Source organism: Burkholderia sp. Tr-20390 (genome assembly GCF_017104595.1).
GTDB lineage: Bacteria > Pseudomonadota > Gammaproteobacteria > Burkholderiales > Burkholderiaceae > Burkholderia.
This window is the reverse complement of record NZ_JAAGPC010000116.1, coordinates 15,211-27,879: the sequence shown is the minus strand read 5'-3', so window position 1 is coordinate 27,879 and position 12,669 is coordinate 15,211. Positions and strand designations below refer to the sequence as shown.

Annotated in this window: 13 protein-coding genes; 3 read left to right on the top strand and 10 right to left on the bottom strand. The window is 67.4% G+C overall.

Features of this window, described 5'->3' with window-relative positions:
• From gspL to gspG, 6 genes are all read right to left on the bottom strand, one after another.
• The coding region (gspL, locus tag G3N98_RS26300; RefSeq protein ID WP_346779109.1) for a type II secretion system protein GspL at positions 1 to 629 on the bottom strand (629 nt) is incomplete at its 3' end.
• 26 nt (positions 630 to 655) lie between these two features.
• Positions 656 to 1,786, bottom strand: a complete 1,131-nt coding sequence (gene gspK / locus G3N98_RS26295) for a type II secretion system minor pseudopilin GspK (protein ID WP_089471862.1) — start codon at positions 1,784 to 1,786, stop codon at positions 656 to 658.
• A gap of 2 nt (positions 1,787 to 1,788) precedes the next feature.
• Positions 1,789 to 2,478, bottom strand: a complete 690-nt coding sequence (locus G3N98_RS26290; protein WP_206149629.1) for a prepilin-type N-terminal cleavage/methylation domain-containing protein — start codon at positions 2,476 to 2,478, stop codon at positions 1,789 to 1,791.
• The gene (gene gspI, locus G3N98_RS26285) at positions 2,456 to 2,857 is read right to left on the bottom strand and encodes a type II secretion system minor pseudopilin GspI (RefSeq protein WP_046550081.1); all 402 of its coding nucleotides are present in this window, start codon (positions 2,855 to 2,857) and stop codon (positions 2,456 to 2,458) included. Before gspI ends, G3N98_RS26290 begins: the two co-directional genes overlap by 23 nt.
• 2 nt (positions 2,858 to 2,859) lie before the next feature.
• On the bottom strand, positions 2,860 to 3,429 hold the full coding sequence (locus tag G3N98_RS26280; protein ID WP_206149628.1) for a GspH/FimT family pseudopilin: 570 nt from the start codon (positions 3,427 to 3,429) through the stop codon (positions 2,860 to 2,862).
• A gap of 38 nt (positions 3,430 to 3,467) precedes the next feature.
• Positions 3,468 to 3,920, bottom strand: a complete 453-nt coding sequence (gene gspG / locus G3N98_RS26275; RefSeq protein ID WP_011350483.1) for a type II secretion system major pseudopilin GspG — start codon at positions 3,918 to 3,920, stop codon at positions 3,468 to 3,470.
• Between the two features lie 175 nt (positions 3,921 to 4,095).
• Here gspG and G3N98_RS26270 point away from each other — a divergent pair, with 175 nt between their 5' ends.
• Entirely contained in the window at positions 4,096 to 4,506 is a 411-nt protein-coding gene (locus G3N98_RS26270; protein ID WP_039351532.1) for a type II secretion system protein N, read from the top strand.
• Positions 4,507 to 4,541: 35 nt separating this feature from the next.
• Here the strand turns inward: G3N98_RS26270 and gspF are convergent, their stop codons facing one another.
• From gspF to gspD, 3 genes are read right to left on the bottom strand one after another with little or no spacing between them, the layout of a single operon-like run.
• A complete protein-coding gene (gene gspF, locus G3N98_RS26265) occupies positions 4,542 to 5,759 on the bottom strand; it encodes a type II secretion system inner membrane protein GspF (protein ID WP_069246748.1) in 1,218 nt (405 codons plus the stop codon).
• Between the two features lie 4 nt (positions 5,760 to 5,763).
• Positions 5,764 to 7,263, bottom strand: coding sequence for a type II secretion system ATPase GspE (gene gspE, locus G3N98_RS26260; protein ID WP_039351516.1), 1,500 nt, complete (start codon positions 7,261 to 7,263; stop codon positions 5,764 to 5,766).
• Positions 7,260 to 9,602, bottom strand: a complete 2,343-nt coding sequence (gene gspD, locus G3N98_RS26255) for a type II secretion system secretin GspD (RefSeq protein WP_206149626.1) — start codon at positions 9,600 to 9,602, stop codon at positions 7,260 to 7,262. Before gspD ends, gspE begins: the two co-directional genes overlap by 4 nt.
• A 366-nt stretch (positions 9,603 to 9,968) precedes the next feature.
• On the opposite strand from gspD, the gene G3N98_RS26250 reads away from it, so the two are divergent.
• Both G3N98_RS26250 and G3N98_RS26245 read left to right on the top strand, forming a co-directional pair.
• Positions 9,969 to 10,418, top strand: a complete 450-nt coding sequence (locus G3N98_RS26250) for a lytic transglycosylase domain-containing protein (RefSeq protein ID WP_069246751.1) — start codon at positions 9,969 to 9,971, stop codon at positions 10,416 to 10,418.
• A gap of 159 nt (positions 10,419 to 10,577) precedes the next feature.
• Positions 10,578 to 11,891: a GTP-binding protein gene (locus tag G3N98_RS26245; protein ID WP_206149624.1), complete on the top strand. Its 1,314-nt coding sequence runs from the start codon at positions 10,578 to 10,580 to the stop codon at positions 11,889 to 11,891.
• Positions 11,892 to 12,009: 118 nt separating this feature from the next.
• Here the strand turns inward: G3N98_RS26245 and G3N98_RS26240 are convergent, their stop codons facing one another.
• Positions 12,010 to 12,288, bottom strand: a complete 279-nt coding sequence (locus G3N98_RS26240) for an HU family DNA-binding protein (protein WP_006401505.1) — start codon at positions 12,286 to 12,288, stop codon at positions 12,010 to 12,012.
• Positions 12,289 to 12,669 lie beyond the last annotated feature (381 nt).

The following is a 12,669-nucleotide window of genomic DNA, read 5'->3' as shown; positions in this document are numbered from 1 at the left end:
GCGAGTTCGAGGCGCGGCGCACCGGCCGCAGCCGGCAGCGCGCCGGCTGCGACGAGTACCGGCTCGACCGATGCCGCACGCCCGAGCACCGCGGCCACCGTCGCCGGACGCGCGGGCGGCGCCTCGACGGCGTCGGCAGCAACCGCGGCGGCATCGACTTCGCTGTCGGCCGGCGCGGCGGTGACGTGCGGCGCCGGCAGGCAGCGGGTCGCGGGCACCGCGCTCAGGTGCCGGTGGCCGGCCGCCGTGAACGCGTCGCAGATCGTGCGGAACCACGCGCGATCGACGACGGCCAGCACGCGGCGCCCGTCGGGCAGCGCGTCCGGATCGAGCGCGATATGGCAGCCGAGCGGATCCTGGATCAGCTGATCCTCGACGATGTTGGGCAGCGCCTGGCGCAGCTTCGGTCCCTTCAGCGGCGGCACGGTCGCGGCCAGCAGCAGCACGTCGCGCGCGGCGACGATCAGCACGGTCGCATTCGCGCGCGGCAGCAACGCAAGCGCGGCGCGTCCGGCGCGCTGCACGTGGCCGGCCTTGTCGACGAGCGTGAACGGCAGCTCGGGCCACTGCCATTCCTGCAACGGCACGGCAGGCTCGCGCGGCGGCAAAGAAACAATCAACGTGCTCACAAGAGCTCCTCTCCCGATTGGCGTCGTTATAGCTGGTCGCGAATGCGCACGACCCGTGTCGAGTGCGTGGTCGGATCACGATACACGAGCGAGGTGCGATCAACCTCCGCCCGGTCATGCTGGATCCGGCCATGCACGATGAAATAGCTCGAATTGACGTCGATGACGCTCGAGTCGAGCGTCACGTTCGGCGCACCGGCGCCGCGCAGCGCGAGCTGCACGTCACCGACGTTGCGGAAAAACACGGTCTCGCGGCGCGACACGAGCGCCTGCGCGGACGACACGCTCATCCCCGGCATCAGCGCCGCGATCACCTCGGCCGGCGCGGTGTTCATGTTCACGGGCGTCGTGGTCGGCAGCACGGTGACGAACGGGCGCAGCCGCGCGACCATCTCGGGCGTCACGCCGTCGACGTCGAGCAGGCTGTCGACGCCCGTCATCATCAGCGGCGCGGGCCCGCGATCGCCGCCCGTCATGCCGGGATCGTCGGTGAAGCCGCCGCCGCCTTGCTGATCGGTCGTCACCGGCGCGGTGACCGGCGGCGCGGTGCCGCCACCCGGCAGCGTCGGCATCTGGAAACGCGTCGCCGAATTCAGCAGGCTCGCGCGCACCTGCAGCGCGATGCGCTTCGCGAACGCGCCGTCGTAGCCGAGCGTCGTCAGCAGGCGCTGGAACGCCTGGACCTGCGTGACGTTCAACTGCAGCACGCCGGGCGCCGGCGACGCCACGAGGTTGCGCAGGTTGAACTTCGCCTGCGCGTCCTCGATCGAGCCGGAGAGATAGGTGTCTTCGCCGCCGGCGTCGTTGGGCGCACCGATCCGGCCGAGGAAGTCCGACAGCTTCGTCTTCGCGATCGGCACGCCCCAGATGCCGCCGAGATACGTGATGCCGGGCGCCGTATCGCCTTCGGAGCGCAGGATCATCCGGGTCCAGTCGAGCGCGCCGCGCGCGACCCACTGCGCCTGCGCGATCACGCGCTGGTTCTCGATCCGGCGGATCTGCACCTGCTGGCGCCACAGCATCCCCGAGACGAGGATCGCCGACAGCGCGACGACCAGCAGCGCGGTGATGATCGCCGCGCCGCGCTGGCGGCCGCGTGCCCGTGCGTGACCGGCGGCACGGGCAACCAATAATGAGCGGAGAGGGCGCGCGCGCATCGTCATTCCCCGACGAGGAAGATGCGCGTGACCGGCACGCGCAGCGACGTCGCGCCGATGCTGACCTGCAGCCCCGTCACCGCGCGGGCGGGCGGCGCGTTGCCGATCTGCGGCACCTTGAGCGCATCGTCGTTCTGCGCGAGCGCGTCGTTGGCCGTCTGCAGGTTGGTGGTCCAGCCCACGCGCGGCACGTACAGCTTCGCGTCGATCGCGCCGACGCCGCCCATCAGCGCGACCCAGCTCCAGCCTTCGACGCTGCTGTCCTTCAGCATGTTGCGCAGCCGGTTCGCGTCGTCGATCGGCGGCGATGCATAGCGCACGACGCGCCCGCCGGCGATCCGGTAGCGCACCACCTGCAGCCGCGGCGCCACGCCCGGCACCTCGAGTTCGCGGACGATCTGCAGCGTATTGCCGGCGACGCCGATCGCCGGCTGGCCGGCTTCGTCGTCGGTCGCGGCGAGCCGCGCGTCGATGCGCATCTGGTCGAACATCTGCGCGAACACGCGCTCGTCTTCCATCGCGGCCGCGACCTTGTCGCGACCGCGCATGATCTGGTCGAGCCCGCGCCACGCGAGGATCGCGACCACCGCGAGGATCGCGATCGCGATCATCAGCTCGATCAGCGTGAAGCCGCGGGCGGGGCGGGCGAGCGGGCGTCGCATCGGCGCGTCAGAGCGGACGGCTGGTTTCATTCGCGACCACCGTCACCATTTGCGCGAGCACGCCGGTGTGCCCGGGCATGCTCACCGAAATCCGCACACGCCGGAACACCGGGTTGGGCGTGGTGCTCACGCGCTGCGTGCAGACGAGCTGCACGTTGCCTTGCGAGCAGTCGAAACTCTGTTCGCCGATCTCCGGCCACGCATGCGTGAGCCGCATCTGCGCGAGCGCGTTGTCGGCGCTCCAGCCGGCGAGCAGGCGGCGATGAAGGTCGGACGCGTTGGTCGCCATCGTGCCGACCGCGCGGATCGATGCGGCGAGCGCGACCGCGATGATCGCGAGTGCGACCAGCACCTCGATCATCGTGAAACCGCGCGATGAAGAAACGGAAGAGGGCAGGCGACGACGCATCGTCATTGCACCTCGTAGCGGCCGTTGCCGGTGCCGACGATCGTCGCGCTGCCGACCGCCGAATGCAGCGTCACGCGCACCGGCGTGTCGATGCTCTCGGTGCCGAACACGACGCGGTTCGCATGCGTGTCGGACCCCGGATAATCGATGTCGGCGCCCGTGACGCCACCGTCCCAGTCGCGCGGGCGCAGCAGGTCGTCGCGCAGCGTGCGCCAGCCGTCGGGCGAGCTCACGTCGAAACGGAAGCCGTGCGCGGTCGGCTGCCACGCGATCGGCCGGGCACGCACCTGCGCTTCGTCGCCGGCCGTCTCGAACAGCAGCGCGATGCGCTGCGCTTCCTCGCGCAGGTCGGTGCGCGGATTGCGCGTGAGCGACAGCGACGCGAGCGACACGAGCAGCCCCGCGATCACGAGCACGACCAGCATTTCGAGCAGCGTGAAGCCGCGCGCGCGGTAGCGCCGCGCCTCATGCAACGCCTGCCCGCCGTCGGCACGCACCGGTGCGGACGAAGCCGCGCCGCGACGCACACGGCGATCGCGGCCGCAGCGGAAGGTCGTGCGAGTGGCGAGCATGAAGAAGGGGACGAAGCGTCGGGCCGGTCAGTGAGCGCTTATTGCCACGAACCGATGTCGGTGTCGTTGCCTTCGCCGCCTTCCTTGCCGTCGGCGCCGTAGCTGAACACGTCGATCTCGCCGTGCACGCCCGGGTTCAGGTACTTGTAGCCGTTACCCCACGGATCGTTCGGCAGGCGCTCGAGATAGCCGCCGTCCTTCCAGTTGTTCGGGATCGGATCGGTGGACGGCTTCTGGATCAGCGCGTTCAGGCCCTGATCCTGGGTCGGGTAGCGGCCGTTGTCGAGACGGTACAGCTTGAGCGCCTGCATGATCGTGCCGATGTCCTGCTTCGCGGCGATGCGGCGTGCCTCGTCCGGGCGGCTCATGATCTTCGGCACGATGAGCGCCGCCAGGATCCCGAGGATCGCGACCACCACCATGATCTCGATCAGCGTGAAACCGCGCTGACGACGCACGGCCGCGTTGCGGCGAGTGATCCACGTTTGCATGACTGACTACCTCTTTCCAAAAAATGTCGTTGGTCGGGTGACGCACCCAGCGCACCGGACGATTGCCTGACGGCAACCTTCCGAACCCGCGGGCGCGGAGCACGCATTGTAAGGCGCGCATTGCCGAGGGCTTTCACCCAACGCAAATTTCATATACATCCGTACAATAGCGCGCATGAACGCGCTCTCGATCCGGATCCTCTCCCTAGCCCTCTTCGCGGGTTTGTGCGCGACGGCCACCTACTGGGTCGTCACGCTGTCCGCCCGCGAAGCGCCGCTGCCCGCCGCCGCCGCGCGGCTGCCGATCCGCACCGAGGACGCCGCGGCGCTCTTCGGCGGTCAGCTCGACAAGAATGCCGTGCAGGACATCCACCTGTTCGGCATCCTCGCGCTCGACCACGGCGGCGCCGCGATCATCGGTGTCGGTGGCGAACCGCCGCGTGCCGTGTCGCTCGGCGCGGACGTCACGTCCGGCGCGAAGCTCGCCGAAGTCCGCCCCCGCTCGATCATCGTCGAGCGCAACGGCGCCCGCACCGAAGTCCAGCTGCCCGCCAACACGCCGTCCCCGGCGATCTACGTGCGCTGAAGCCGAAGGCGACGGCCCGACCCGCGGTCAGGCCGTCACTGCACCATGTTGTTCAGCTCGATGATCGGCAGCATCACGGCCAGCACGATCACGAGCACGATGCCGCCCATCGCCAGGATCAGCAGCGGCTCGAGCAGGCTCGTCAGGAACATCGTGCGACGCTCGAGCTCGCGCGCTTCGCCTTCGGCCGCGCGATCCAGCATCGTCGTCACGTCACCCGTCGCTTCACCGGAACGGATCAGGTGCACGAGCACCGGCGGAAACGTCTTCACGTTGTTCAGCGCGCGCGACAGCGCGGAGCCTTCGCGCACACGCACGATCGCGTCGTCGATGTTCGCGCGCATCGCGCGGTTCGACAGCGTCTCGCCGGCCGCCTGCAACGCGCGCAGGATCGGCACGCCCGCCGCGGTGAGGATGCCGAGCGTGCTCGCGAAGCGCACCGTGTTGTAGCCGCGCACGAGCTTGCCCGCGAGCGGCGCGGTGAGCACCCAGCGGTCGAACGCGAGGCGCGGCCCGTCGCGCGACAGCGTCGCCTTCACGAACCACACGACGAGCACGACGGCGATCAGGATCGCCCACCACCAGTGCCGCACGAAATCCGACAGCGCCATCATCACGATCGTCAGCACGGGCAGCTGCTGCTTCGTGCTCGCGAACACGTTGACGACCTGCGGCACGACGTAGCTCAGCAGGAACGTGACGATGCCGAATGCGATCAGCGTGACGATTCCCGGATACGTGAACGCCAGCAGGATCTTCTGCTTCAGCGCGTTGCTCTGCTCGATGTAGTCGGCCAGGCGCGACAGCACGATGCCGAGCTTGCCGGTGTGCTCGCCGGCCGCGACGAGCGCGCGGTAGATTTCCGGGAAGTCGCGCGGATGCTGGCCCAGCGCATTCGCGAGCGAATGGCCGCCGAGCACCTCGGCGCGGATCGCGGCCATCAGTTCGCGGATGTAGTCGCGCTCGGCCTGCTCGGTCAGCACGCCGAGCGCCTCGTCGAGCGGCAGCCCGGCGATCAGGAGGCTCGCGAGCTGGCGCGTGAGGATCGCCTGTTCGCGCTGCGACAGCTTGCGGCCGAACGCGAGCCGCTGCGAGCGCGCCCCGCGCGTCGCGCTGGCGGCCGGCTCGACGACGAGCGGCGTGAGCCCCTGCGTACGCAGCTGGCCGCGCGCGGCACGTGCGCTGTCGGCATCGATGACGCCTTTCTGCGCGCGTCCCGCCGAATCGATTGCTTCGAAACGGAATGCCGGCATCGCGCTATGCGCCTCCCGTCACGCGCAGCACTTCCTCGAGCGACGTCGCGCCGGACGCGAGCCAGCGCTCGGCGTCGTCGCGCAGCGTGCGCATCCCTTCCGCCCGGCCGGCGGCGAGAATCTCCGCATCGGCCGCATTGCGGTGGATCAGCGAGCGGATCGACTCGTCGACCAGCAGCAGTTCGTATACGCCGCGCCGGCCCGAATACCCCGAATGCCCGCACTTGTCGCAGCCGACCGGATGCCACACGGTGCGGCCTTCTTCCTGGCGTTCTTCCTTGCAGACGGGGCAGAGCTGCCGCACCAGCCGCTGCGCGAGCACGCCGAGCAGCGACGACGCGAGCAGGTACGGCTCGACGCCCATGTCGGTCAGCCGCGTGACGGCCGAGGCCGCATCGTTCGTGTGCAGCGTCGCGAGCACGAGGTGGCCGGTCAGCGACGCCTGCACCGCGATCTGCGCGGTTTCGAGGTCGCGGATCTCGCCGATCATGATCACGTCCGGATCCTGGCGCAGGATCGAGCGCAGCGCACGGGCAAAGGTCATCCCGATCCGCTCGTTCACCTGCGTCTGGCCGATGCCGCCGAGGTCGTATTCGATCGGGTCCTCGACGGTCATGATGTTGGTCGTCGCGGTTTCGAGCCGCGACATCGACGCATACAGCGTGGTCGTCTTGCCCGAACCCGTCGGGCCCGTGACGAGCACGATGCCGTGCGGGCGCGCGATCAGCTTGTCGAACTGCACGAGCGTGTCGCGGCCCATTCCGAGCGCCTCGAGGTTCAGGCGCTGCGCATCCTTTTCCAGCAGACGCAGCACCGCGCGCTCGCCGTGCCCGGTCGGCAGCGTCGACACCCGCACGTCGACCGGCCGCCCGCCGACGCGCAGCGTGATGCGGCCGTCCTGCGGCAGGCGCTTCTCGGCGATGTCGAGCTGCGCCATGATCTTGATCCGCGAGATCAGCGCGCCGTGCAGCGCCTTCTTCGGCCGCACGACGTCGCGCAGCGTGCCGTCGACACGAAAGCGCACGACCGACGCGTTCTCGAACGGCTCGATGTGGATGTCCGACGCCTGTTCGCGTGCCGCTTGCGTGAGCAGCGCGTTGATCATCCGGATGATCGGCGCGTCGTCTTCCGATTCGAGCAGATCCTCGACTTCGGGGATGTCCTGCATCAGCCGAGACAGGTCGACTTCGCCCTCGACCTCGCCGACCACCTGCGCGGCGCTGCCGTCCTGGCGTGCGTACGCATGGTTGATCGCCTGCGCGAGCTCGTCGGCCGGCACGCGATGCACGGAGATCGAGCCGAAGTTGCGCGCGATTTCCGCGAGCGCGGCGTCACTCGTGCGTTCGCTGATCCACACCTCGAGCGTGTCGTCGAGCTGATGCGCGATCAGCACCTGGCCGCTCTTCGCGAAGCCGTACGGCAACAGTCGCGCGGCGAGCGGCGACGGCGGCTGCCGTTCGCCCGGCGCGCCGTCGTGGGTGGAAGAGGCGTGCACGTCGCTCACTGCGACGCTCCCGGCGTGGCCGTCAGCGGCTGTTGCGGCACGGCTTGCTGCGGCACGCTCTGCGGCTGCGCGGGCGTCGCTTCCGGCAACGGCTGGGCCGGCACCGGCGCCACCTGGCGCTGCAGCTGCTGGCGACGCATCTTGTCGAGATCGAACAGGTTGCCGGCGGCCGTGCCGCCCTGGCTCGGGCCGATCGGCATCGGCGGGACGACCGGATCGTCCTTGTCGCGGATCACGTTGTTGTCCGACTTGTACGCCCCCGTCACGCCCTGGATGTAGTCGTAGCGGTTGGACGTGACTTCCTGCGCGGTACTGCGATCGGAGATGATCACCGGGCGCAGGAACACCATCAGGTTGGTTTTCGCGCGCACCTTCGATTCGGAACGGAACAGCTGGCCGATCCACGGGATGTCGCCGAGCAGCGGCACCTTGCTGTTCGACACCTGGTAGTTGTCCTGCATCAGGCCGCCGAGCACGATGATCTCGCCGTTGTCGGCCAGGATCGTCGACTGGATCGAGCGCTTCGTGAAGGTCGGGCCGGTCTGCGCGCTCGTGGTGCCCGCGACGACCGCCGAATCCTCGGTGTAGAGCTGCAGCTTCAGGATCCCGCCGTCGGTAATCTGCGGCTTCACGTGCAGCGTCAGGCCGACGTCGCGGCGATCGTAGGTATTGAACGCGTTGTTCGTATTGCCGCTCGTCAGGTTCGAATACGAGCCGGTCGCGATCGGCACGTTCTGGCCGACGACGATCTTCGCTTCCTCGTTGTCGAGCGTGACCAGGTTCGGTGTCGACAGCACGTTCGCGTCGCTTACGCCCGCGAAATACTGCAGCAGTGCACCGAGCCCCTGCACGCCGAACATGTTGTGCAGCCAACCGATGTTGAGCCCTTGGCTCAGCGCCCCGAGATTGTTGGCCAGCCCGCCGCCGGTGATGCCGCCGGCGGCGTTGGTCACGCCGCCCGCCGTCAGGTTGATGATGCTGTTGCCCAGGCCCAGCCCGGGGTTCAGGTTCGTGCCGCCGAGAAACTGCCCGCTCGCCACCTGCCACTGGATGCCGAGGTTGCCCTGCGTCGTCGAGTTCAGCTCGACGATCAGCGCCTCGATATAAACCTGCGCACGCCGCGCATCGAGCTGGTCGATCACCGAGCGCAGGTTTCGGTAAACCGGATCCGATGCGGTGATGATCAGCGAGTTGGTTGCCGCATCGGCCTGGATCATCCCGCCGGGCTGGTTGTCGTCGCCCTTGTCCTTGTCGCCGCCAAGCAGGCCGCCGCCGCCGAGCCCGCCGCTGCTGGACGTGCCGCCGTATGAAGACGACGAAGACGAGCCGCCGAGGCCGCCCGACGGCAGCGGCGGGGTGCCGGAGGTACCGGTCGAGAAGTTGCCGCTCGACGACGAGCCCCCGTTCTGGTTGAAGCTGTTCGCATCGTTGGACGACGCCGATGAGCCGCTGTCGCTGCCGCTGCCCTTGCCGAGCATCCCGCGCAGCGTCTTCGCGAGCTTCACCGCATCGGCGTTGCGCAGCGGCACGACGTGCATGTTGCCGGGCACCGCGCTCGGCGCATCGAGCTGCTGCACGAGGCGCTTCGCGGCCGCGAGGCGCGACGCGCTCGACGCGCGCAGCATCAGCGAGTTGGTGCGCGGGTCGGCCGTGACCGACACCTTCAGCGTCGCGTCGCTGTTGCCGATCGCGCCCGGGTCGAGCATTTTCTGCAGCTGTGCGGCGAGGTCGATCGCGTTTGCGTTGCGCAGCGGAACGACCTGCACCTGCGCGCCCGCGGCGCTGTCCACGCCGGCGATGATCTGCGCGATGCGCCGCACGTTGTCCGCGTAGTCGGTCACGACGATCGTATTGTTCGCCGGATAGGCGGTAACCGTGTTGTTCGGCGAGATCAGCGGCCGCAGCACGGGCAGCAGGTTGTTCGCCGATTCGTTGTGCAGCTCGAACACCTGCGTGATCACCTGGTCGCCGCGCGCCTGCGGCGCATTGCCGACGTAGGTCGGCACGCCTTGCAGCTTCGCGTCGGCCTCGGGCACGACCTTCAGCACGCCGTGGTCCTGCACGAGTGCGAAGCCCTGCATGCGCAACGCCGACTGCAGCGTCTTCAGCGCCTGGTCTTCCGGCACCGGCCGTTCGGCCACGAGGTTGAGCTGCCCCTTCACACGAGGGTCGACGATGATGGTCTTGCCGGTTGCGGCGCCGATCGCCTTGGCGACCTGGTCGATATCCGCATTCACGAAATTGAGCGTGACCTGAGCGTAGGCGGCCTGCGAGACGATGATGCCGGCGACGATCAGGGTCGTGGCGACACGCCGCATAACGAAGCGATTTCTTGTCATGGATGAATGGGTCGATGCCGGCTCAGGCCACTTCCGGCGGTAGTGCTGGGATCCAAGTCCGAAAGAGGCGACATTAGCAGTTTTTCATGTCCGAAATATCACATTGATCCGAGGACTGTCTCACATACGACATGTATCCGGCGAACCGTATGCAATCTGTAAGATTCGGCATTATTCTCGGCATGCGGCCATCGCTCCCGTTTCACGATGAACCGACACGGAAATGCGGTATAACCGGGCGGCCGTATTCCTGACTGTCGCAAGCTGACGGACTGTCGGTATGATACGGGCGGCACGATTCTCGTCGCACGAATAACAGGCACGGGTTTTCCCGACCCTCACGCATTTTCTTGTCGATTTCGCACCATGAACAGACGGTTCGTTTCGATCGTGTTGATCGCCGCAGGCGGGTATTTCGCCAGCGCGAACGCTCGCGCGGACTGTTTCGACGAGGCCGCTAAATATCAGCAGGTCAATCCGCTGATCCTGCGCGCGATCGCGTGGCAGGAATCGCGCAACCGGCCCGGCGCGCTGAACAAGAACACGAACGGCTCGGTCGACTACGGCCTGATGCAGATCAATTCGATCCACCTGCCCACGCTGTCGCGCTATGGAATCGGCCGCGACACGCTGATGGAGCCGTGCAAGAACGTCTATATCGCCGCGTGGCATCTCAAGCAGAAGATGAACCGTTACGGCAACACGTGGCAGGCGGTCGGCGCCTATCATTCGGAAACCCCGTCGCTGCGCGACAAGTATGCACGGCAGATCGCCGGCATCCTGACGCAGTGGAAGCTGCTGCCGCCCGTGCAGTGACGCCGCGCCGCAGCGCGGCCTGATGCCGTACCGGCCGGCCGGCGCGCGTTTGATGCACAATGCGGATCTCACGCCGCAATTTCGCCCGTCCGCGGGACGATCGCGCCCCGGAAGGGCGTCGCGGCCGCTTTTTCAATTTTTCCGTTGGTGCATATCGCTATGAATCCGGCAATGAACCAGCCGTTGCCCGTCACCGTGCTGTCCGGCTTCCTCGGCGCCGGCAAGACCACGCTGCTCAATCACGTCCTCGCGAACCGCGCGGGCCTGAAAGTCGCCGTGATCGTCAACGATCTCGCGGCGGTCAACATCGATGCGTCGCTCGTGCGCGACGCGCAGGCGCTGTCGCACGTCGAGGAGCGCCTCGTCGAGATGTCGAACGGCTGCATCTGCTGCACGCTGCGCGACGACCTGCTCGTCGAGATCCGCACGCTCGCATCCGAAGGCCGCTTCGACGCGATCATGATCGAATCGACCGGCATCGCGGAGCCGATGCCGATCGCCGAAACCTTCACGTTCGTCGACGATGACGGCACGTCGCTGTCGACCATCGCGCGGCTCGACACGCTCGTCACCGTGGTCGACGCGTACAACTTCCTGCGCGACTACGGCTCGGACGATGCGCTCGCGACGCGCGGCATCGCCGCATCGGAAGAGGACGACCGCACGCTCGTCGAGCTGCTGATCGAGCAGATCGAATTCTGCGACGTGCTGGTGATCAACAAGGCCGACCTCGTCGCCGCGGACGACCTTGCCCGCCTGCAGCACATCCTCGCGCGACTCAATCCGCGCGCGCACCAGGTCGTGTCGACGTTCGGCAACGTGCCGCTCGATGAAGTGCTGAACACGGGCCGCTTCGATTTCGACGAGGCCGCGAACGCTCCGGGCTGGCTCGCGTCGCTCGATCACGATCACACGCATTGCGACGACCCCGACTGCCATGACGAACATCATGCGCACGTGCACGGCGAAGCCGACGAATTCGGGATCGGCAATTTTGTTTACCGCGCGCGCCGGCCGTTTCATCCGGCGCGACTCTGGGCGCTGCTGCATCAGGAGTGGCCGGGCGTGCTGCGCAGCAAGGGCTTCTTCTGGCTCGCGACGCGCAACGACATCGCGGGTTCGCTGTCGCAGGCGGGCGGCGTATGCCGGCATGGCCCGGCGGGGCTTTGGTGGGCGGCGCAGGATCGCGCCGAATGGCCGGACGACGACGAGCTGCTCGGTGAAATCCGCGCCGAATGGCACGGCGACATCGACGATCGCACAGTGGGCGATCGCCGGCAGGAACTCGTGCTGATCGGTATCGCGCTCGACGCGGATGCATGGCGCGAGAAGCTCGATGCGTGCCTGCTGACCGATGCGGAATTCGCGCTCGGCGCGGCCGGATGGCACACGTTCGACGATCCGTTCCCGGCGTGGGATGTCGATTCGCACGACGACGACGATCACGGCGACACGCAGATCGTGCACGCGTAACGCGTTGTAAAAACAACCGTTAAATCTTGCAAGAGGGGCGCGGACTGTGGCGAAAATGCTGCGCGCGCCCAACAAAAAACCCGCCGAAAGGCGGGTTTTTCTTGGAACAGGCGCTGGTTTAACGCTTGTTGACGGCGTCCTTGAACGCCTTGCCAGCCGTGAACTTGACCGTCTTGGCTGCCGGGATCTTGATGGTTTCGCCGGTCTTCGGGTTGCGGCCCGTACGTGCTGCGCGCTTGCCCGAACCGAAGCTGCCGAAGCCGATCAGCTGAACCGCATCACCCTTCGACACGGCCTTCTTGATGACTTCGAGCAGCGTGTCCAGCGTTTCGCCGGTTTGAGCCTTGCTGGCGCCCGTTTGGGCGGCGACGGCGTCGATCAGTTCCTGTTTGTTCATTAAGGTTCCTTTATCAGGTTAGGTTGACACGAACAGCGCGAACGCGCCGATTATACGTGCGCGAACCGTGCCGTCGAGAGTCAGACTCCGACGACACAGCGCCGAATCCTGGCCCGCGCGACGCGCCCTCCGGTGAGCCGGTGGCCACCCCGCGGTACGGCGTTGCTATGATAGCGCAGCGCAAACCCAATAACGACAAGGGTTTCAAAGATTTTCATCGGTATTTCGCCGAATGAATCATCGACTGCCCGTTTTTTGACCAGCGCCAACCGGACAGGATACGCAGCGCGGTCCGCCCGTGCGCCGCGCCGTTGGCTTTTTCCAACGACCGGTCGGACGGCCCCGCGCAATCCCTTGCCAGGCTTGGCTGCCACGTTTTTT